The organism is Marinilactibacillus sp. GCM10026970, assembly GCF_042660675.1.
Taxonomy (GTDB): Bacteria; Bacillota; Bacilli; order Lactobacillales; family Carnobacteriaceae_A; genus Marinilactibacillus.
Map to the genome: position 1 here is coordinate 48,687 of NZ_JBHSUL010000034.1, position 22,942 is coordinate 71,628.

The 22,942-nt window shown below is 37.6% G+C and carries 19 protein-coding genes; 1 reads left to right on the top strand and 18 read right to left on the bottom strand.

The annotated features are described in order from the left end of the window. Positions 1-16: 16 nt before the first annotated feature. From ACFP65_RS11030 to rpsB, 13 genes are all read right to left on the bottom strand, one after another. Positions 17-316: a L7Ae/L30e/S12e/Gadd45 family ribosomal protein gene (locus ACFP65_RS11030; RefSeq protein ID WP_379918582.1), complete on the bottom strand. Its 300-nt coding sequence runs from the start codon at positions 314-316 to the stop codon at positions 17-19. After that, positions 309-602, bottom strand: a complete 294-nt coding sequence (gene rnpM / locus ACFP65_RS11035) for an RNase P modulator RnpM (protein WP_379918584.1) — start codon at positions 600-602, stop codon at positions 309-311. The genes ACFP65_RS11030 and rnpM overlap by 8 nt, the downstream gene beginning before the upstream one ends. Positions 603-685: 83 nt before the next feature. Continuing rightward, positions 686-2,128, bottom strand: a complete 1,443-nt coding sequence (gene nusA / locus ACFP65_RS11040; RefSeq protein WP_379918586.1) for a transcription termination factor NusA — start codon at positions 2,126-2,128, stop codon at positions 686-688. Positions 2,129-2,186: 58 nt separating this feature from the next. Next, a complete protein-coding gene (rimP, locus tag ACFP65_RS11045; protein ID WP_327756395.1) occupies positions 2,187-2,657 on the bottom strand; it encodes a ribosome maturation factor RimP in 471 nt (156 codons plus the stop codon). Between the two features lie 190 nt (positions 2,658-2,847). Further along, the gene (locus ACFP65_RS11050) at positions 2,848-7,179 is read right to left on the bottom strand and encodes a PolC-type DNA polymerase III (protein WP_379918588.1); all 4,332 of its coding nucleotides are present in this window, start codon (positions 7,177-7,179) and stop codon (positions 2,848-2,850) included. A 169-nt stretch (positions 7,180-7,348) separates the two neighbouring features. Next, positions 7,349-9,058 (bottom strand): proline--tRNA ligase, encoded by a 1,710-nt coding sequence (locus tag ACFP65_RS11055; protein WP_379918590.1) that lies wholly within the window; start codon positions 9,056-9,058, stop codon positions 7,349-7,351. Between the two features lie 21 nt (positions 9,059-9,079). After that, complete coding sequence (rseP, locus tag ACFP65_RS11060; protein WP_379918806.1) at positions 9,080-10,339, bottom strand: RIP metalloprotease RseP; 1,260 nt, start codon at positions 10,337-10,339, stop codon at positions 9,080-9,082. Positions 10,340-10,367: 28 nt separating this feature from the next. Further along, a complete protein-coding gene (locus tag ACFP65_RS11065) occupies positions 10,368-11,150 on the bottom strand; it encodes a phosphatidate cytidylyltransferase (RefSeq protein WP_379918592.1) in 783 nt (260 codons plus the stop codon). 24 nt (positions 11,151-11,174) lie between these two features. After that, the gene (locus ACFP65_RS11070) at positions 11,175-11,894 is read right to left on the bottom strand and encodes an isoprenyl transferase (protein WP_379918808.1); all 720 of its coding nucleotides are present in this window, start codon (positions 11,892-11,894) and stop codon (positions 11,175-11,177) included. 412 nt (positions 11,895-12,306) lie between these two features. Next, the gene (frr, locus tag ACFP65_RS11075; RefSeq protein ID WP_379918593.1) at positions 12,307-12,864 is read right to left on the bottom strand and encodes a ribosome recycling factor; all 558 of its coding nucleotides are present in this window, start codon (positions 12,862-12,864) and stop codon (positions 12,307-12,309) included. Continuing rightward, positions 12,857-13,588 (bottom strand): UMP kinase, encoded by a 732-nt coding sequence (gene pyrH, locus ACFP65_RS11080; protein WP_379918595.1) that lies wholly within the window; start codon positions 13,586-13,588, stop codon positions 12,857-12,859. Before pyrH ends, frr begins: the two co-directional genes overlap by 8 nt. A 144-nt stretch (positions 13,589-13,732) precedes the next feature. After that, positions 13,733-14,617 (bottom strand): translation elongation factor Ts, encoded by an 885-nt coding sequence (tsf, locus tag ACFP65_RS11085; protein WP_379918597.1) that lies wholly within the window; start codon positions 14,615-14,617, stop codon positions 13,733-13,735. A 52-nt stretch (positions 14,618-14,669) separates the two neighbouring features. After that, a complete protein-coding gene (gene rpsB, locus ACFP65_RS11090) occupies positions 14,670-15,428 on the bottom strand; it encodes a 30S ribosomal protein S2 (RefSeq protein WP_379918599.1) in 759 nt (252 codons plus the stop codon). A 241-nt stretch (positions 15,429-15,669) separates the two neighbouring features. Here rpsB and ACFP65_RS11095 point away from each other — a divergent pair, with 241 nt between their 5' ends. Next, on the top strand, positions 15,670-16,263 hold the full coding sequence (locus tag ACFP65_RS11095; protein WP_379918601.1) for a lysophospholipid acyltransferase family protein: 594 nt from the start codon (positions 15,670-15,672) through the stop codon (positions 16,261-16,263). Positions 16,264-16,300: 37 nt separating this feature from the next. Here ACFP65_RS11095 and ACFP65_RS11100 read toward each other — a convergent pair whose 3' ends face one another. The 5 genes from ACFP65_RS11100 to ACFP65_RS11120 all read right to left on the bottom strand — a co-directional run bounded on the left by ACFP65_RS11100 (position 16,301) and on the right by ACFP65_RS11120 (position 22,886). After that, positions 16,301-18,091 (bottom strand): ABC transporter ATP-binding protein, encoded by a 1,791-nt coding sequence (locus ACFP65_RS11100; RefSeq protein WP_379918603.1) that lies wholly within the window; start codon positions 18,089-18,091, stop codon positions 16,301-16,303. Further along, positions 18,091-19,842 carry an ABC transporter ATP-binding protein gene (locus tag ACFP65_RS11105; protein ID WP_379918605.1) on the bottom strand — a complete coding sequence of 584 codons (1,752 nt, stop codon included), beginning with the start codon at positions 19,840-19,842 and terminating at the stop codon, positions 18,091-18,093. The genes ACFP65_RS11100 and ACFP65_RS11105 overlap by 1 nt, the downstream gene beginning before the upstream one ends. A 168-nt stretch (positions 19,843-20,010) precedes the next feature. Further along, positions 20,011-20,256, bottom strand: a complete 246-nt coding sequence (locus ACFP65_RS11110; protein WP_379918606.1) for a YneF family protein — start codon at positions 20,254-20,256, stop codon at positions 20,011-20,013. Between the two features lie 262 nt (positions 20,257-20,518). Further along, a complete protein-coding gene (gene tkt / locus ACFP65_RS11115; protein ID WP_379918608.1) occupies positions 20,519-22,525 on the bottom strand; it encodes a transketolase in 2,007 nt (668 codons plus the stop codon). A gap of 118 nt (positions 22,526-22,643) precedes the next feature. Then, on the bottom strand, positions 22,644-22,886 hold the full coding sequence (locus ACFP65_RS11120; RefSeq protein WP_379918610.1) for a DUF896 family protein: 243 nt from the start codon (positions 22,884-22,886) through the stop codon (positions 22,644-22,646). Positions 22,887-22,942: the final 56 nt, after the last annotated feature.

A 22,942-nucleotide genomic window follows, 5' to 3' on the forward strand; every position in this document is an offset into this window, starting at 1 on the left:
CACCTTCCTATTCCTATTATTGCAATTTTTGAAGGGACCGTGCAAATCCTCCGTCTGTAATGGCAGCGACTGTTCGTATTTTCCCAATAGCGCTTGATATCGCATTTCTATCGAAATCTTCTCGTACTGGGATACTATAGTGCTCACATTTATTCAAAAATTGCTTTTTGGTATTTTCACTAGCGTCAGATGCTAAGATGACAATCTTTGCTTGACGACTTCTAACTGCATTGAGAACGATCGCTTCTCCTGAAATCAGGTTCCCCGAACGCTGTGCCAAGCCTAATAAGTTTAGACTTTTTTGTACATTATCCATTTTTCAGTTCCATTCTAGCCTTTTGATACTCTACATACTCAAGCAGTTCTTCGTAAAAGGCATCTTCAACCTTAGCATTTAGTGCCTGGTTCAGCACTTGTTTGCTTTGAGCCTTTTTAACTAACTCAGGATCAAGTGAGATATAGGCACCTCTTCCATTCTGCTTGCCAGTAGGGTCAAGAGACACTGTTCCTTCTTTGTCTCTGACAATACGTACCATCTCTTTTTTTGGTTTCATTTCATTGGATGCAACACATTTTCTCATTGGTACTTTTCGTTGCCGCATAGTCATCCCACCTTTAATGATAACACTTTAAATCATTAATATTATCTATATCATAACTCAAACAAGCTTTTCAGTCGAATAAATTAAAACGATTCTTCATCTTCATCAGTATCTTGAGTGATTTCCTGAATTTCTTCCATTGACGCAGTAGAATCTGATTCTTCATCCATTCCGTCACGTTGTTCAGCGGATTCGATCATATCTTCCATATCTTCAGGATTTAACTCGCCTTCTTCAAAATCAGTATCTTCGACAGGTTCACCCGGTTGATCCATATCGGGTGCTTCGTTAGCGTAAAGATCAGAATTGACCGTTTCAGATGCGGACGCTTGAATATCATCGATATCTTCAACTTCAACGCCTTCAGTCGCTTCAAAAAACGAATCTTCAGCATTTTCAAGTGCATCCACTTCTTGCTCTGCAACTTCTTCACCTTCGTTTAACGCTTCGAAAAATGAATCATTTGCAAGTTCGTCTGATACTTCTTCCATTTCTTCCATATCGCTTTCTGATTTGATATCGATCTTGAAACCAGTTAGCTTAGCAGCTAAACGAACGTTTTGTCCTCTTTTACCGATGGCTAAAGACAGTTGGTAATCTGGAACAACGATCACGCAGCTTTTATTTTCTTTATCAAACATGACTTCAACTACTTGCGCTGGGTTCAATGCATTTTTGATAAAGACAGATGGATCTTCATCCCACTCGACGATATCCATGTTTTCACCATTTAACTCGTTTACGATTGCTTGTACACGAGCACCTTTAGGTCCGACACAAGTTCCAACCGGATCAACGTTTTCGTCACGCGACATCACAGCAATTTTTGAACGATCTCCTGCTTCACGTGCAATTGAAATAATTTCTACTGTTCCATCAAATATTTCAGGAACTTCTTGTTCAAAAAGACGTTTGATCAAATTTGGGTGCGTTCTACTTACAAAGACTTGAGGTCCTTTAGTAGAATTTTCTACATTGCTCACATAAACTTTGATTCTGTCGTGTGTGTTGTAACGCTCGTTTTCGATTTGATCACGCTTAGATAAAACAGCTTCCACTTTACCTAAATTGATATAAATGAAGCGATTATCTTGTCTTTCAACGGTTCCTGTCATAAGATCATCGGCATATTCAATGTACTCGTTATAGACTATTGAACGTTCAGCTTCGCGCATTCTCTGCATAATCACTTGTTTTGCAGTTTGAGCTGCAATTCTACCAAAATTCTTTGGTGTGACTTCAAAGCGAATCTCGTCTCCGATTTCATAGGCTTTGTTCATTTCCAAAGCGTCCGTCAAACTAATTTCTAATTGAGAATCATAGACTTCCTCAGACACTTCTCTTACTTGATATACTTTAATATCACCATTCTCATCATCAAAAACAACTTCTACATTTTGAGAAGTCCCGTAGTTTCTCTTGTAAGCAGAAACCAATGCGGCTTCTAATGCATCTACTACGATTTCCTTGGAAATGCCTTTTTCTTTTTCAAGCGTTTCTAGGGCTGCCGCTAATTCTTTACTCATTTTACTACTCCCTTACTTATGAATGATTTATCTGAATTCCGTTATAGATCATCTGGTGTTAAAATTTGATTGCTAATCTTGCTTTCGCAATATTGGCTCTTTCGATAGTCAGTTCTTTTTCTCTTGTCTTGATTCTGATCACAAGTTTAATACTATCGTCTGTAACTTCTTTCAAAGTCCCTTCAAAGATGTTTTCTCCATCAATCTGTTGATACAATGATACATGAATATATTTTTCAACAGCATTTCTTAAATCTTGGTCTTTTTTCAAAGGGCGCTCAGCACCAGGTGAAGACACTTCTAGATAATATGGATGCGGAATAGGATCCGTTTTCTGTGAATCCAGAGTTTCGCCGATTTTCTCGCTGAAACGAGTACAATCGTCGAGATCTATGCCACCATCTTTGTCGATATATATACGTAAGAACCAGTTCTTACCTTCTTTGACATACTCCACATCTACTAATTCATAACCCAATTCTGCAGCAACTGGATCGGCAATAGCTGTTACTTTATCTACTGTACTCAAAAAGCATCTCCTCTCAATAGTTGATTGTTAAATTTTTCATTAAAAAGAGTGAGCGGGATACGCTCACTCTCGAAGAATATTCCTTTACACACTAGTTATTTTAGCATAAATGGATTGCTCACGCAACTTGTGTGCACTCCTGTGTAGAGAACAAGGCGTGTTTCAATAGCTGACTAATTCTCTTATCTGATTAGATATCAAACAAAGACAATTGATTTTCATCAGGAAGATGTGTTAAGACGCCATTAACATCCATATATTCAATAACCGTTTTAGAGACTTTTCCTCTCTTAGACAAGTCTTCTTTAGATAGGAATGGACTAGTCTGTCTAGCATCCACAATTGCATTTGCTACGTTACCACCTAAAGATGGAATACATCTAAAGGGTGCAAGCAAAGCATTATCTTCAATCAAAAAGTTTGAAGCATGTGATCTTTCAACATCAACCATTTTGAATTCATAACCACGCTCTACCATTTCGTTTGCGAGTTCAAGCACGGTCAACAAGTTCTTCTCTTTTGTTGATGCGTCCAAGCCTTTATCCGTAATTTCTTTCATTCTTGCTTTTATAGAAGCTTTTCCTTGTGTCATTGCCTGAAGATCAAAATCGCTGGCTCTAACAGAAAAATAAGCTGCATAATAATAAAGCGGGTGATGAACTTTGAAGTAAGCGACTCGAAGTGCCATTAATACATAGGCTGCCGCATGGGCTTTCGGGAACATATACTTGATCTTCAAACAAGAATCAATGTACCACTTTGGAACGTTGTTCTCTCTCATGATCACTTGCCACTCATCTGGTATCCCTTTACCTTTACGCACATGCTCCATGATCTGGAACGCGATACTGTCATCAATCCCTTTATGTTGCAGGTAGACCATAATGTCATCTCGACATCCGATAACTTCTGCCAAAGGAATATCTTGTTGTCTAATCAATTCTTCAGCGTTACCGAGCCATACATCCGTACCATGAGAAAGTCCGGATATCTGCAGTAATTCTGCAAATGTTGTCGGTTTCGTCTGTTCAAGCATTTGACGAACGAATCTCGTACCAAACTCTGGAACACCTAAGGTTCCAGTTTTAGAAAAGATTTGACTTTCATCTACACCAAGAATTTCTGTACCACTGAATAATTTCATGACTCCAGGGTCATTTGGTGGAATCGTAACAGGGTCAATTCCGGACAAATCTTGTAGCATTCTGATCATTGTCGGATCATCATGACCCAGTATATCGAGTTTCAATACATTGTCATGGATAGAATGGAAATCAAAATGCGTTGTTTTCCAATTAGCATCTTGATCATCTGCTGGATACTGAATTGGAGAAAAGTCATACACATCCATATATTCTGGAATAACGATGATACCTCCCGGGTGTTGACCCGTTGTTCTTTTAACACCTGTCACACCTTTAGCTAGTCTGTCGATTTCAGCTGAACGAATCGTCATCTGATTATCTCGTTCATACCCTTTTACAAATCCAAAAGCTGTTCGGTCTGCAATCGTTCCAATGGTTCCCGCTTTGTAGACATATTCATCTCCAAAAAGTTCTTTTGTATAATGATGCGCTTTAGACTGATATTCTCCTGAAAAGTTCAAATCAATATCTGGTACCTTATCTCCATTGAAACCTAAAAACGTCTCAAATGGGATATCTTGACCATCGGTAACGAGTTGAGCTTCACAGTGCGGACATTTTTTAGGAGGTAAATCGAAGCCAGAACCTATTTCTCCTTCTGTGAAGAATTCAGAATACTGACATTCTGGGCAACGATAATGAGGTGGCATAGGGTTTACTTCTGTTATCCCTGTCATCGTCGCTACAAAGCTTGACCCTACTGACCCCCTAGAACCTACCAAGTATCCATCGCTCACGCTTTTATGAACCAGTTTTTGTGAAATCAAATAAATTACGGAAAATCCATTTCCGATAATACTATCCAGCTCTTTTTCAAGACGTTTTTCTATAATCTCTGGAAGTGGGTTTCCATATAACCGATGCGCCTCGTTATAACTCATATCACGAATTTCTTGCTCTGATCCTTCCATTTTTGGAGTGAACAAGTCTTGTTTTACTGGTGAAATACCGTCTTCAACTTTATCCGCAATCATTTGACTATTGGTTACAACAACTTGTTTCGCAATATCTTTTCCTAAAAACGATAAGTCTTCCAACATTTCACCGGTGGTTCTGAAATGAACAGTTGGATTTTTTGACTTCTTGAATCCGCCTTTATTCACAGTCTCCAATAAAATATCTCTATAGATAGAATCTTCAGGATTCAAATAGTGAACATTTCCTGTAGCAACTACTGGAATATCTAGTTCTTTACCAATTTGAACGATATTTGATAAAATATCTTCCAAATCTTTCTCGCTATTAACCATTTCTCTATCTAATAAATGATCATAAGCACCTTTAGGCATAATTTCAAGATAGTCATAATGATGTGCTAGCTTTTTAGCATCGTCATAACCTTTTTGCATCATAGCCTCAAACACTTCACCTTGCGCACAACCAGATCCAACGATCAGTCCTTCTCTATATTTTTCTAGTAGAGAACGTGGAACTCGTGGTACACGATAAAAATACTCTGTAAGTGAAGCTGAAATCAGTTTGAAGAGATTTTTCAATCCATTTTGAGATTGCGCCAGTATGGTTATATGGCTAGGTCTCGTTCTTTTATACGCGTCCCCTTGTCCCATATAATCATTTAATTGATGATGAGATTCGATTGAATATTCTTCGGCTGCTTCTTTTAAAAACGCCCAGAGTAAATGAGCCGTTGTTTCGGCATCATAGATTGCACGGTGATGTTGCTCTAGTGCGACACCATATCGCTTAGCTAAAGTATTCAGTCGGTGTGTTTTAAATGTTGGATGAAGAAATCTAGAAAGTTCAAGCGTATCAATTACAGGTAGTTTAGTTACAGGCATATCATTTTTCTGATACGCAGTGTTCAAGAACCCCATATCGAAACTTGCATTATGTGCAACAAGTATTGTGTTTTCACTAAATGCCTTAAAGCCTTCTAAAACTTCAGCTTCTGTTTTGGATCCTCTAACCATATCATCCGTGATTCCGGTCAGATTGATTGTCGTATCTGATAAGGGGTGTCCTGGATCTATGAATTCCTGAAACTCTCCGATGATATTTCCTTTATGCAACTTCACAGCAGCTAACTCCATAATATTGTCGTAGATAGCTGACAAGCCTGTTGTCTCCACATCGAATACAACATAAGTAGCTTCTTGAAGGTTTTCCTCAACAGCATTGTAAGCAATTGGAACGCCATCATCTACTAAGTTAGCTTCTAACCCATAGATGACTTTGACATTATTTTTCTTACCTGCAGAATGTGCATCTGGATAAGACTGGGCAACGCCGTGGTCTGTTATAGCAATGGCTTTGTGTCCCCATTTAGCTGCTTGTTCAACTAAATCTGTTGCACTAACAGTAGCATCCATCTGACTCATCGTTGTATGCGCATGTAATTCGATTCTTTTTTCATCATCTGGTTCCATGTCTTTTCGTGATTCATGATTTGTCTCCTGTATATCTTGAGCATTCACCACAAGATCTCTCATGAAGGTATCTTCTTGGACACTCCCTCTGACTTTTAACCACATACCCTTTTTGAAATTCTCAAATATTTCTTCATCAGTGGCATTATTTGAAAATTTCTTACAAGTGAAAGAAGAAGTATAATCCGTTACTTTAAATATTAGTAGTTTACGTTTAGATCTGAGTTCTCTTACTTCAACATCAAACACGTATCCTTCTATTGTCACACTTCGTTCTTCTTCAAAAATTTCACTCATTTGTTTGACAGGCTCATTATTTTGAATGTTTCTACCCAATTTGATGGGACCTGAAGGAGCAGAATCTTTTTTCTTTTCTTTGTTGATTGTAGCTTGTTCGATATTTTTAGTTAATCGTTCAGCAAGTTGCAGGTCCTCTTCTTCTTTTTGAAGTTTGAATGCCGTTAACTTTTCATCACTTAATTTTTCATCAACCATAGGTACAATTTTGAAATGTTTAGGAAAACCCATTTTGATATATTGTGCTTCGATTTTAGGGAAAAACTCTTCTGAGAACTTTTCTTTAGTCAGCTCATGTTCAATATAAAATATAACTTTTTTACCGTTTAAAACGGGATAGCCGTTTTCGAACATGTCATTACATAAAGGAGAGTCTATCTCACTAGCCTGACAAGCCGCTTTCCAGTACTGAACCAACTTTTCTTCTGTAATATTTGGATTTTCTGTTGTAATAGACAATTGAATTTCTGCAATTTCTTTGAATCCTCTTTGAAGATTATCTTTTAATTGAATAAACGTCTCAAAAGGTAAAATATCTGGAAACTTTAAGGTTATATGCCATACTTTCGACTGTTTGCGGACAACAACTGATTCGACTTCTCCATTACCAAGAACAAGATTCTGATCTGGTGTAGGATGAAAATTGATCTGTTCAAGAAGTGTCTTGAATAATTCTGATTGGTTTAAACTCAAAATACTTGCCTTCTTTCCTGAAACGTAGTGACAAATAAAAGGAGAATCCTTTCATAAGTTTAAAATCCTTTCCACCGAAAAGTAGGTGTCTTATAGACAAAATTCTATAAGACACTCTCTTCGCAGTAGAAAGTCTTTAACAACTACTCTGGTTTCTCCTGATATGTTTTTATTTATTATGATTTAAAATACTTAATGTGTCCATAAGATCATCTTTCATGATCTCAACCATTTCTCCACTTTTTCTGAAAGTCACTTCTACGATTCCTTCAGAAGCTTTTTTACCAACAGTTATCCTAACAGGAATACCAATCAGTTCAGCATCTGTAAATTTAACGCCTGGACGTTCTATTCTGTCATCAATCAGTACAGATAACTGTTCTTTTTCAAGAACTTCATACAATTCCTGCGCTAATTCTCTTTGTGCGTCATCTTTCATTTGTATCGGAATGATGTGTACATCAAATGGTGCGATGGCTTTTGGCCATACAAGTCCTTTTTCATCTGCATACTGTTCTGCAACAGCCGATAAGAGACGACTGACCCCAATACCGTAACTACCCATAATCACAGGTGTTTGTCTTCCGTTATTATCAAGTACAGTTGCATTCATTGATTCTGAGTAACGTGTACCTAACTTAAAGATGTGACCAATTTCAATTCCTCTTGTGAATTGTAGTCTTCCTTCACCGTCAGGGGCTAATTCATTCTCACCTACGATTCGAATGTCTGCATAGTGATCTGGTTTGAAATCTTCTCCAGGATTGACGTTTTTATAGTGTTTGCCTTCTTGATTCGCTCCAGAAACAGCATTCGAAATATCTTGAACATATAAATCAGCTACGACAGTGACTTCGTCCGTCAAATCGACCGGCCCAACGTAACCCGCTACTGTCTTGAAAAGTGTCGTGATTTGTTCTTCTGTAGCTGGCTCAACTTCTTGAGCTTCTACAACCGTACGTAATTTCACTTCATTCACTTCATGATCTCCACGAACAATCGCCAAAACAGGTCTTTCATCGTTTGTTACGTAAAGAACAGATTTCAATACTTGATCCAAGTTTACATCTAAGAACGCTGCAACATCACTGACTGTTTTTGTATCTGGCGTGTCAACTAATTCTTTTACATGTTGAACGGTTGTTTTAGGAGAAGACTTGTACAAGCTTGTAGCCATCTCTAGATTTGCAGCATAATCGCTGGAATCTGAATATACGACAACATCTTCACCAGAATCAGCTAAAGCCATAAACTCGATGGAATCTTTTCCGCCCATTGCTCCAGCATCACCGATGATTGAACGGAAATTTAGTCCAATTCTTGTGAACGCATTAGAGTAAGCTTGAGAAATCGCATTATAAGACTCATCTAAGCTTTCATAACTATCGTGAAATGTGTAAGCATCTTTCATGATAAATTCACGACCACGCATTAAGCCAAATCTTGGTCTTTTTTCATCGCGGAATTTTGTTTGGAATTGATAGAGCATTAAAGGTAGTTTTTTATAGGACTTGATTTCATCTCTGATCAAGCTCGTAAAGGTTTCTTCATGCGTAGGCCCCAGGATAAAGTCTCTTTCGTGACGATCCTGTAATTTAATCAGGTCTTCTCCATAAGTTTCGTATCTTCCCGACTCTTTCCATAAATCTGCAGGAATTAACGTTGGGAGTAGCATCTCTGATCCATCAATATGATCCATTTCTTCTCTGATAATGGACTTGATGTTCTCAAGAACTCGGTTTGCTAGTGGGAGGTAAGTATATATACCAGACGAGATTTGTCTGATATATCCTGCTCTGAGTAATAACTGATGACTAATAATATCCGCATCATTTGGTGTATCTCTAAGTGTTGGCGCAAAAAGCCTTGATTGTTTCATTGTTTTTGTCTCCTTTAAGTACTAATTTAAGAAAAATGTTTGAATATCGTTCCATGTGACGGCTAACATTAAAATAAGCAAGAAGCCTACGCCGACAAGCGTAATAATGCCTTCTTTTTCTTCGCTGATCGGCTTTTTTCGAATGCCCTCCACAATATTGAGTAACAACTTACCGCCATCTAAAGCAGGAATGGGCAGAAGGTTCATAATTCCCAAGTTAACACTTAAGAATCCTATCCAACTTACAATACCCAATAAGCCATTTTGAACAACTGTCTGAGTTGTCGCATAAATCGCAACTGGTCCTCCTAATTGGTCAAGACTGAATCCACCGGTTAAAAATGAACCTAGAATCGTAAGAATCTGAATCACAATAGATAAGGGTTGTGTGAATCCATAACGAATTTTACTCCAAAAAGTTGAATCATAAGAAGCTTCAATTCCAATCAGTGCACCTTCCGAACCTTCTCTGGCTTCAGGCGTAACGATTGTTTCTGAAATTGTTCCGTCAGCTTTTTCTACTTCAAAATCAAGATCAGTATCAGGCGAAGCTGAAATCACCGTTACCATTTCTCTCCATGATTCTACTTCTGTTCCATCGATTGAAAGCACTCTATCACCATTCTCAAGTCCCGCTTCTGCAGCTGGCGTATCAGGTGAAACGTTTCCGATAAGAGCTTCTTGTGACGGTACGCCTCCTTGTATAAAAGCTAAGAGAATAAAAGCTACGATTGACAAGATAAAGTTATTTAATGGTCCAGCAAAGTTGGTCAACATTCTATTAGGAAGTGATGCTGACTGAAATTGACGTTTTCTAGGTGCAATTTGAAGAATTGTTCCATCTTTTTCTACTAACAGCGCTGTTTCAGAAACAGCAAAAGTTTGAATATCTTCTTGTCCTTCGGCTCTCCCAGCAATAAACAACTGATCTTCAAGATCAAAACTAGTCACTTCGATTGGCAAACTGTCTACATTTTGAACTTTATTTTGTATATCTATTTTTTCAACTTGATTCTGTTTATTCATAAACAGAGAAACCGGCATACCTGCTCTCAGGTCGGCTTCTTCTTCATACCCAGCCATTCTTACATATCCACCAACTGGTAATAGTCTGATTGTATAAGTTGTTTCTCCTTTTCTGTGGAAAAAAACTTTCGGTCCAAATCCAATCGAAAATTCTCTGACCAGAATACCGGCCCTTTTGGCAAAGTAAAAATGTCCGAATTCATGAACAACAACGATTATTCCGAATACTAGTAAAAAGACCAATATGTTTTGAATCATCTCTATTCTCCTTTAAGATCTACGATTAAACCAATCCCATAATAAAAATCACGGATAAAACAAATATCAAACTATCAAATCGATCAAAAATTCCACCGTGTCCGGGAAGAATATTCCCAGAGTCTTTTGTTCCAAAGTGTCGTTTGATTGCAGATTCGATTAAATCACCAATCTGACCGGCTATAGAAAGAATAACGATTAATGGAATGACGACGATTAGTGAATACGTCGAAGGGAACAAGAACAAGTAAATAATGGATATTAGTAGTGAAATTACTATTCCCCCAATAGATCCTTCTACAGTTTTATTGGGCGAAATAGACGGTGCTAATTTGTGTTTCCCTATCTTTCTACCAATCAGATATGCTCCCGTATCTGTAGAATAGATGATAATTAAAGACAAAATGAGTAAGTGAAGATTATTTTCTCTCGTCAATATAAAAGAATGGAATCCTGTACCTAAATAGAGTATGCCCATGAAAGAAACACCGACATCTTCAATCGTATACTCTTTAATGATTAATGTAAGTCCTAATAAAAGAACAATGAAAAATGCGAAAACTGAACCGTTTTGAGATAATTCCGGCAAAAGCTCATGGACCCGTGAGTATAAGATAATATAAATCAGAGCTAGTGAAGAGACACCCGTCGGAATCGATATTAGATCAATCCCTTTCATCTGATGTATTTCTATTAGAGCTGTAATGGCTAATAAAACAATAAATGCTTCTAATACCCATGAACCGATCCAGATGATCGGTATAAAAAATATTAATGCGATAATGGCTGTTAAAGAACGTTGTACCATCCGTCTCCTCCTGAATTTCCTTTTTTAAAGTGCTCCGTAGCGACGGCTTCTGTTTTGATAGTCTAGTAAAGCTTCATCTAAAATATCTCCTGTAAAATCTGGCCAGTATAATTTTGAAAAATAGAATTCACTATAGGCATTTTGCCAGAGTAGAAAATTGCTTAGTCTTTGTTCTCCACTACTTCTGATCAACAGATCAACCTCATCATACGGTTGTATCGAATGTGTAAGCAACTCACCTTGCAATACGTCTTCTGTGATATCTTTTCTATTCAATTCTCCGCTCAAGACTTTATCCACAACAGATTTAGTGGCTTCAACAATCTCCGATCTTCCACCATAGTTAAAAGCGAAGTTTAGAACCATTCCTGTGTTGTCCTTAGTCTCACTGATTGCTTTTTCAATTGAACGTTTTGTTGGACCCGGCACTTTATCCTTGAATCCTATCATATTTACTTTAATATTGTTCTCCTGAAGTTCAGGAACAAAACGATCAAAGAAATTGACAGGAAGTTGCATAAGAAATTTTACTTCTTGCGGTGGTCTCTTCCAGTTTTCAGTAGAGAAAGCATACAAGGTCAAGACTTTGACGCCTCTTTCACTTGCACGTATTGAAACACGTCTAATCGCTTCCATGCCTTCTTGATGACCTTCTTTACGGTCTCTCCCTGTATTTTGCGCCCAGCGACCGTTACCATCCATAATAACAGCAACGTGATCTGGAATAAATTTATTATCTTTCATGAATTGTGGTTGATCTCCCACATCAAAACCTCCAAGTATTCAATATACATCTATTCTATTGTAGTAAATAATCCTTTAAATTACCACATCAAATATATAAAATTACTATAAGGATTCTTTATGTCGTAAAGATTTAAGCCTGAATAAAAGGTCAAACACCTTTATAAATCTTTAGATTATTAAAACAGCTTTTTATTTGATATACTGTTTGTAGTATATCTTTGAACAATTTTAAGGAGGCATTCTAGCATGAAACAGAACTTTAAAAAATATATTATTGGGTTAATTATTACGACCATCGTGACTAAATTAGTCAATAAGTATATTATTGACAAACTATAACCCTTTACTCCCTTTATGTAAATAAAATAAAGAATGCAAGAAGATTTATAAAAAATCTCCTTGCATTTTTTTATACGTCTAAGATTTCTTTTTCTTTCTCTGCAGATAATTTGTCGATTGCAGCTACACTGCTGTTCGTAACTTTTTGAACTTCTTCTTCATAGTCATGAAGATCGTCCTTAGTTAACTCTCCATTTTTCTCTGCTTTTTTCAACGCATCTATTGCATCGCGACGGATATTACGAATAGAGACTTTAGCGTTTTCTGCTTCTTTACCTACTTGTTTAGCAATTTCTTTTCTTCGCTCTTCAGTAAGCGCTGGAACAACCAAACGAATTACTGTTCCGTCACTTGAAGGTGGAATGCCTATGTCAGACTGATTCAATGCCTTCTCGATGTCCCCAACTGAGTTTTGATCATAAGGTGTGATCAATAGTACTCTAGCTTCTGGAACTGAAATCTGAGCTAATTGATTCAAAGGCGTTTCTGCACCATAGTATTCAACATTCACTCTATTCAGTAGGCTTGGATTCGCTCTTCCGGCTCTAATTGAACCCAATTCACGTACATAAGATTGTTCTGCTTTTTTCATTCTTGATTGTGTGTCTTTTAATATTGCATCACTCATCATGTGTCCTCCTAACGGTTGTTCCGATATTTTCTCCTAATACTGCTCTTTTGATATTACCTGTTTCATTTAAATTGAATACAACTAGTGGCATATCATTGTCCATACTTAACGATGAAGCTGTTGTGTCCATTACTTGTAATGACTGATTGATGATTTCTAGATAAGTCAGTTTTTCGTATTTAACAGCAGTCGCATCAATATTGGGATCAGCTGAGTAAATACCATCAACATTGTTCTTAGCCATCATAATTACATCAGCATTAATTTCGGCTGCTCTTAAAGCTGCAGTGGTATCTGTTGAAAAATACGGACTACCAATTCCACCTGCAAAAATAACCACACGACCTTTTTCAAGGTGACGAATCGCTTTTCTACGGATATAAGGTTCAGCAACTTGTCTCATTTCAATAGAAGTCTGAACACGTGTAGGTACGCCATTATTTTCAAGACAATCTTGTAAGGCCAAAGCGTTCATTACTGTAGCAATCATACCCATGTAATCAGCTTGAGAACGTTCCATACCCATTTCAGAGCCTACGTGGCCTCTCCATATGTTTCCGCCGCCAACGACGATAGCCATTTCAATACCTAGATCATGTACTTCTTTGATCTCTTGGCAGATTTCATCAATAGTTGGAGGTTGAATACCAAAACCGGAGTCTCCAGCTAATGCTTCTCCACTTAATTTCAAAATAATTCTTTTATATTTAGGTTCTAACATCTTATTCCCTCCATCAGTCATACAGGATTATTTTACCATATTCCATCTTGCTGGTCATTACAAAAAAGGCTTTTGTATGTATCAGACTCTAAAAAAGGCAGGAACGCTAATTACTCCGTTCCCACCCATTTTAAAGACTATGCCTTATTTTTTAGCTAGTTGGCTTTGTACTTCAGCAGCAAAATCTTCAGAACGTTTTTCAATTCCTTCTCCAACTTCATAGCGGATGAATGATTTGATTGTTGCGCCATTCTCTTTCAAGTATTGACCAACAGTTTTGTCTGAATCTTTAACGTAAGGCTGATCTACAAGACTGATTTCAGCTAACCATTTGCTTAAACGGCCTTGGACCATTTTTTCAACGATATTAGCTGGTTTACCTTCGTTTTTAGCTTGTTCTGAAAGCACACTTAATTCGTGATCGCGTGTTTCTTGAGGCACTTCATCACGAGTGATGTATTTAGGGTTGATTGCTGCAATGTGCATAGCAACATTACGAGCGATCTCTTCGTTGTCAGTTCCTTCAACAAGTGCAAGAACTGTAATACGTCCACCCATGTGCTCATAGTCACCGAAAACTTGATTATCCGTTTTTTCTAAGCGAGCGAAACGACGTAGAGTAATTTTCTCTCCGATTGTTTGAGTTGCTTCAGTAATGACAGCTCCAACAGTTTCACCATTCATTTCAACTTCCAATGCTTCTTCAACAGTAGCAGGGTTGTTTTCAACGATTGATTTAGAAATCCCTTTAACAAGGTTTTGGAATTTTTCATTTTTAGAAACAAAATCTGTTTCTGAGTTAATCTCAGCAATTGCTGCAGAGTTTCCTGCTGCATAAACGTTTGCTAGTCCTTCAGCCGCGATACGGTCTGCTTTTTTAGCTGCTTTAGATACACCTTTTTCGCGTAGATAATCTACCGCTGCGTCTAAATCTCCGTCTGTTTCTACAAGTGCTTTTTTAGCGTCCATCATTCCAACGCCTGTTTTGTCGCGCAATTCTTTTACTTGAGCTGCTTTAATGTTTGCCAATGTTTTTCCTCCTAATCGAATTGTACCTAATTTTTAATAGTTAAAATAAAAATTATGCGTTGTCGCCTTCTACAACTTCTACAATTTCATCAAGTGAGTCAGATTTAACTTCTTCTTCAAATCCTTCTTCACCTTGGTTACCTTCGATAATAGCGTCAGCAACAGTTTTAGTTAATAATTTAACTGCACGGATTGCATCGTCGTTTGAAGGGATGATTACATCGATTTCGTCTGGATCACAGTTTGTATCTACCATAGCGATGATAGGGATGTTTAATTTTTGAGCTTCTTTTACTGCGATGTGCTCTTTACGAGGGTCAACAATAAATAGAGCGTCAGGACGTTTAGGCATATCTTTGATTCCGCCCAAGAATTTTTCTAGACGATCGCGTTCTTTGATTAAAAGACCAACTTCTTTTTTAGGAAGTGCTTCGAAAGTTCCGTCTTCTTCCATTTTTTCAAGTTGTTTTAAGCGAGTAATACGTTTTTGGATTGTATCCCAGTTAGTAAGTGTTCCACCTAACCAACGGTGGTTGATGTAGTAAGCGCCTGCTCTGATTGCTTCTTCTTTGATAGCATCTTGAGCTTGTTTTTTAGTTCCTACGAAAAGAACTGTTCCACCTTCTTCAGCGATTTCACGAACATAGTTGTATGCTTGGTCGATCATACGAACTGTTTTTTGTAAATCGATGATGTAGATTCCGTTTCTTTCTGTAAAGATATAACGTTTCATTTTCGGGTTCCAGCGACGTGTCTGGTGTCCAAAGTGAACTCCTGATTCTAATAGTTGTTTCATTGATACTACTGCCATTTGTACATTCCTCCATTATGGTTTTTTTCTTCCTCTGTTTTCACTTGTATGAAGACTCCATGGCTACAGAGCACCTTTCATTACATCCAACAAAGTGTGAAATTTGATGTATTTTTACACCGTCTTTAAGTATACACAATAGAAATACAAATTGCAAATCAAAAAAATAAAACTTGATTCTTCTATATGATTATCGCATACTAATGAAGTTCAGTGAAATTGTTAAAGGAAGTGTTTATCTGTGTTCTTTTCTTTTGTTCGTGGCTTTGTACGCATTCTAATATTGATTTTCAATGGTAAGCCCACATATATCAATCGAGATAAATTACCAAAAGATGAAACCTATGTTATTATCGCGCCTCACCGTTCGTTAATCGATCCTGTGTTTATTGCACTCGCAGCTAGTCCGCGCAAGTTTTGCTTTATGGCTAAAAAAGAATTGTTCAATCATAAATTCTTCGGTTGGTTTATATCTAAATTAAATGCATTCCCAGTAGATAGGGATAATCCAAAACCAAGTGCAATAAAACAACCGGTTAAAATTTTAAAAGAAAACAAATTAAGTTTAGTCATTTTCCCGACTGGTACAAGACACTCCCAAGAACTTAAAGGCGGTGCTGTAACAATCGCGAGAATGAGTAAGCGTCAGATCGTTCCTGTTGTTTACGAAGGTCCTTATTCAATCAAAGAAATTTTCACTCGAAAAAAAGCTGTCGTTAAAATTGGTGACCCTTTTTATGTAGAAAGAAAGATTGAAGGCGTTGAAGATATCAATCAGTATTACTCAGACAAAATTCAACAATCTTTTGAAGCACTTGATCAATTAAAGAAATAGAAAAAAAGAATGGCCTCAATAGAGGGCCATTCTTTTTTTAACTTGTCTGTAATCCAATATTTTGTAGTTCATACATATCTTTGTATTTCCCACCGCTAGCAATCAGTTCATCGTGAGAACCGCGTTCAATAATTCTGCCATTATCTAGTACAAGTATCTGATCGGCATCTCTAATTGTTGAGAGTCTATGAGCAATAGCTACTGTAGTACGCCCTTTTCTCATACGGTTCAACCCTTCTTGAATAAGTGCTTCCGTTTCAGTATCAATATTAGCAGTCGCTTCATCCAGTATAAGGATTTTTGGGTCCCTAACAATGGTGCTTGCGAACGAAATCAATTGCTTCTGTCCACTCGAGAAGCTTGCCCCACGTTCAACCACTTTCGCATCGTATTGTCCAGGTAAATCTTCGATAAATTGATCCGCTTGAACAAACCTTGCCGCATTTATAATCTCACGATCTTTAATTTGATCGTTTTTAATTCGAATATTATCTTTGATTGTTCCGTAGAAAAGGAAGGAGTCTTGTAGGACTAATCCTGTCTTATGTCTCAATTCTCTCATCGGGTATTCTCTAATGGATCGACCGTCAATCAGAACTTCCCCACTCTGAAAATCGTAGAATCTCATCAAGACATTTATGATTGAGGACTTTCCACTTCCCGTATGACCAACTAAAGCCACCGTTTCTCCTGGATTAACTGTGAAATTGATATTTTTAAGAACATCCGTCTTTCCGTCATACGAAAATGAAACATCTTTGAATTCGATTTTCCCTATTTCGATGGTTGCATCAGGATTGTCTTCTTGCTCCGGGACATACTCTTCATTGTCCATAACAGTCAGAATACGGCTACTTGAAATAATCCCGTCCTGGAACAAACTCAAACTATCCATCAGTCTTGTTAATGGTCTAAAGAAGTCATTTGCATAAGACGTAAAGGCATAAATAATCCCAACTTCTACAGGACTTTGCAGTGCATCGATTCCAAAAATAGCGAGAATTAGAACAACTGCCAAAGTGTATAAGAAGTTAATCACTGGGCTCAATAGTATTGCATTGATTCTAACCATGGAATATCTTGAATCATAGTAAGATTGATTCGTCTCCTCAAATTCTTTCTGCAGTCGTCTTTCCTGTCTAAATTGTTGAATGATCGACATACCATTAATGGTCTCAGCAAGTTTTGTATTCAAAGAACTCAACTTAGATTTCATTTCAATATAGGTTTTTGAACTGTAAACTTGATAAAACCTGATAACCAGTAGTAAAACGGGTGCAAACAGTAAAATCCATATGGCAACAGATGCGTCTAGGAAAAACATCGCGCCTAATGAAATGACTACACCGAACACACCTTGCATAATGGTCAAGAAAACATTCCAGAAATCTTTCATTGCTTCTGTATCATTGGTTGCTCTTGTTATAATCCATCCTGTAGAAGTCTGATCGAAAAAGCGCATGCCAAGACTGTGTAACTTGGTGTAAAGACTTTCTCTAATGTTCTTAACTGTTTTTTCAGAAGCCATATTGAAAATGTACAGTTCAAAATACCAAACAATCATTCTAATTAATGTAACTCCAAAGTGGAGGGCTGCAAAGAAAATAATCGTTCTCAGCGTGGCTGTACCTGGTGTAATATGATCATCTATAAACACTTGTATGATTCTAGGGAGAATAGCGTTGATGATTGCTAATACAATACTTAACCCAATGGCAAATGCAAACTGGAATCTATAAGGATGAGCGTATTTGAGAATTCTTTTAAGCACATCCATCTGTTGCTTAAAAGGCATCGTTCTGTTTTTTACTGTTTCATGCTGCTCCATTAAATCTCCTCTCCTTCCAGTTTTTGTTCAAGTTGTTGCTGTTGATACATATCTTTATACCAACCATCTAACTCTAGTAATTCTTTGTGAGTTCCGCGCTCTACAATGGTTCCTTGTTCTACTACAATAATTTCTTCCGCGTGCATAACAGAGCTAATTCTATGGGCAGCGATAATCGTTGTCTGATTATGTCGTTTACGTTTCAATCCAGAAAGAATACTTTCCTCTGTTTTTGCATCTACTGCTGAAAGCGAGTCATCCAAAATCATGAGTTCTGGATTTGTAATGATGGCTCTCGCAATGGAAATCCTTTGTTTTTGACCACCTGAAAGTGAAACACCACGCTCACCTACTTGCGTGTCATATCCATTTGGTAAGTTAAGAATATCTTCATGTATATCCGCAAGCTTGGCTGCTTCTTCTACAACGCTTTGTGGCATGGTAGGATCAGCGAATCGAATATTATCTCTGATTGTTGTTGAAAAAAGATAATTATCTTGAGGCACATATCCAATTTGTTGGAGCAAAGCATTTAACGTGTAGTCTCTAATATCATGACCCCCATACTGAATATGCCCCTTATAAGCATCATACTCTCTCAGTAGCAGTTTCAATATGGTTGTTTTACCAGCTCCAGTCTTACCTACAAGCCCCATTGTATGACCTTTATTTAACTTGAAGTGAATATTTTGTAAAGTGACTGTCTCATCATCTGGATAAGAGAATTTTTTGATGTCGAAATGAAGATGACCGTTTATAGGTGTTTCTATCGATCCATCTCTTTCTACAATAGAAGATTCTTCTCTTAAAAGGTTTTCTATCCGATCGTAACTAGCTGACCCTCTTTCAATGATATTGAACAATCTACCAATGGCGAACATTGGCCAAACGAGCATCCCTATATAATTAATGAATGTGACAAAATCACCAATCGTAATCTCATTTCCAGTAATCAAAATTCCACCGACTAGTATTGTAAGGAAATACGATACCCCCATAATAAACGTAATGGCCGGGTCAAATAGAGAGTCTATTTTGTAAACCAATCTATTTTTAGCGACAACATTATCCGTTTGAATCTTGAATTCTTCGATATCTTCTTTTTCTTGTCCAAATGTTTTCAAGACTTTGACACCTTGAATGCTTTCTTGCACCTTGTCATTTAATTGCGAAAAAGAAGCTTGTGCATCCTTAAATCGAAGGTGTAGTTTGCGACCTAATATTCTTGAAGTGATCGCCAGCAAAGGTAATGGGAATACAGCTAAAAGCGTCAGTCTCCAATCAACGAGGAAAATCATTGCCAGCAATGTGGTCAACCCTACACTAATCGCATCTGCCATTGTCAAAATACCGCCACCTGCGACCATTCGTAAACCTCTTAGGTCATTTGTAGCATGGGCCATTAAATCTCCCGCACGATACTTCTGGAAAAACTGGCTGTCCATACTGGTAAAATGATTATATAATTGCTCTCTTACCAACTGTTCCAGTTTTGCAGCGTTTCCCCAAATTTTCATGCGCCAAATATACCTGAATACATATTGTCCGACTGCAGATGCCGCCAGAATACCTAGCCAAAATGCTAATGACTGGCTCGTAATACTATTCGTTTCAATCTCATCCACTACGATTCCTATAATTCTAGGGGGGATCAGTTGGAGTAATGCCACTGTAACGAGGGAAAAAATCCCTATAATGTATGATTTTTTTTCTCTACGGAAAAACCATCCTAACCGCTTGAATATATCCATGTACGTTTTTCTCCTATTCTTTAATTTTAAAACCCCTATACCCGATATAACTGATTATGACACCGTGTCATACTTGTTGAAAAAAAGAACGGGCAAAGACGCTGCCCGCTACACAAATTTGATTCGTAATGTGATTATTGACTAAATAAGCTCATTAGTCAAAACTTATTACTTCTTATTTTTATTTTTTGGATTTTTTTTGTTTTGTGCTTTCATCTGGCTCATCATCTGATTGATTTTTCTTTCAGAAGGTTTTTGACCCATTTGTAGCATCATCATACGTAGCATGTTTTCATCAATTGGTGGATTTTTCTCAAAATAATCCATCATGTATTTTCTAGAGATGAAGAATCCTCCAACCAGTCCACCAATTAAAGCTAGGATAATTAAAGTTATTGCAAGTCCTGTATGCATTTCATTAACTCCTTTCTATACGTTCTAGTATATTCAAAATCATCTTTTGAGCTTCTAGTAAAGCAAGTATGATTCGAAACACTCACTCAACTATTCTACACAACTTAGACAGAAAAATAAACCAAAAGTGAATTTTAAATTTCAAAACACTCATATAGGCTGTTTGAACTAATAGTACAAAAGAAGAGAAGGGCGGCAGCCCTTCTCTTCTTTTGAAGTAGAAATCCAGTTTGATCTCTATTATTTTAATTTGTTATCTTGATTAGCCTAACGATAGATATGTTTGAACAACATTTTCTGGTGTGAAGCCGTAAGATTCTACTACTGCTGATCCATTACCACTTGCACCAAATTTGTCGATTGCGACACTCTTACCATAAGTTCCAGTGTAACGATCCCATCCAAATGATGAACCCATCTCAATGGAAACACGTTTTGTTACTGAAGCTGGCAATACGGATTCTTTGTACTCAGCAGGTTGCATATCGAACAAGTCTGTACTTGGCATAGAAACAACAGAAACGTCTTTACCTTGTGCTTTCAGCTCTTTTTGAGCTTCAACTGCTAGTGCAACTTCAGAACCTGTAGCAATTAAAATACCTTCTGGTGTTTCATTTTCAGCAGGTGAAATAACGTATGCACCTTTTTTAACATTTTCTCTAGCCATTTCTTTAGAGTTCGTTAGAACAGGCAGGTTTTGACGAGTCAACACAAGCATTGTAGGTCTATCAGTAGATTTCAAAGCAATCTCCCAAGCAGCCGCTACTTCATTTCCATCAGCTGGTCTAATAAGAGATAGGTTGTGCATGCCTCTGAAACTTGACAATTGTTCAACCGGCTCGTGTGTAGGACCATCTTCTCCTACAGCAACTGAATCATGTGTCAATACATAAATTGCAGGGATTCTAGAAAGAGCAGCAAGACGAACAGCTGGACGAAGGTAATCACTGAATACGAAGAATGTTCCTACGTATGATTTTGTTCCTCCGTGTAATAAGATACCGTTTAAGGCAGCTGTCATCGCAAATTCTCTAACACCATACCAGATATTTCTTCCTTCATACTGACCTGGTTGGAAATCAGTTTGATTTTTCATCATCGTGTTGTTTGAACCAGATAAGTCAGCAGATCCACCCCAAAGGTTTGGAATTGAATCAGACAATGCGTTCAATACTTCTCCACTTGTCGCTCTTGTAGCAGAATCTTTGTCTTCTACAGAATAAACTGGCAATGATTCATCCCAGTTTTCTGGCAGTTCTCCACTTAATGCTAACTTGAATTTCTCAGCAAGTTCTGAATGCGTATTTGTATAATCTTCAAGCGCTTTGTTCCAGTCTGCTTCTGCTTTTTGGCCTTTATCAACCATAAGCTCTTTGAACCTTTGTGCAACTTCTTCTGGTACAAAGAAGTCTTCGCCTTCCCATCCATAAGCTTTTTTAGCAGCTGTTACACCTTCTGCCCCAAGAGGAGCGCCGTGAACAGTATGTGTTCCTGCATTAGGAGCACCAAAGCCGATAACCGTTTTAACTTCAATTAAAGTTGGTTTATCCGTTGATTGTTTTGCAGCTGTAATGGCTTTATCGATAGCGTCCAAATCGTTACCATCTTCAACAAGAATATGTTCCCATCCATAAGCTTCAAAACGTTTCCCAACGTTCTCAGTGAAAGCTTTTGAAGTAGGTCCATCCAAAGAAATGTCGTTGGAATCATAAAGCATGATCATTTTACCCAATTTAAGGTGTCCCGCAAGAGAAGCCGCTTCTTGAGATACGCCTTCCATTAAGTCCCCATCTCCACATAGTGCATATGTGTAGTGATCAACGATGTTGTGGTCTCCTTGGTTATAGGTTGAAGCCAAGTGCGCTTCTGCCATAGCCATACCTACTGCATTCGCTACGCCTTGTCCTAAAGGACCAGTCGTTGCTTCAACGCCATCAGTATAATGTACTTCAGGGTGTCCTGGTGTACGGCTATCTAACTGACGAAAATTTTTCAAATCGTCAACTGTTACATCATATCCTGCTAAGTGCAGTAAGCTATAAAGTAACATCGATCCGTGTCCAGCAGACAAAATAAAGCGATCGCGATCGAACCATTTCGAATTTTTTGGATTAACATTCAAGTGACGTGTCCATAGTGTGTAAGCCATTGGTGCAGCCCCCATTGGTAATCCGGGGTGTCCAGAATTTGCTTTTTGAACGCCGTCAATACTAAGAGTTCGAATTGTATCTACAGCCATTTGATCAGTTTTATCAAACAAGTAACTCATTCCTTCCTATTGCTAAAAGTGGTAACGCTCCTAATCATTGTACTATTTATATAAGTTTTATTCAACGCTTTCATAGAACATCTGTAAATTTGTCCGTACATCTTTAATTAAAAAGAAATTAGTCTCTATTATGAATTCCTTTGTCTTTTTGAATCTCTTTAAGTTTCTCCGGGGTAACGTCTTGACCCTCTGGATCTACAATCTTCATTCCCTCTATATGATTTCTCATACCAGATCTGAAAGCTTTGATGTATTTTTCTCTTAGATCTTTCTGTTCAGATGCTTCTTCCGGCGTTAATCCTTCACTTCTTTGTTTTCTAACTAATTCATTAATTCTATCCAATTGCTCTTTTGCTAACATTTTATATCCTCCTATTAGGCTTTCTAACCTAAAGATTTTCTTTCAGTGCAACCTAT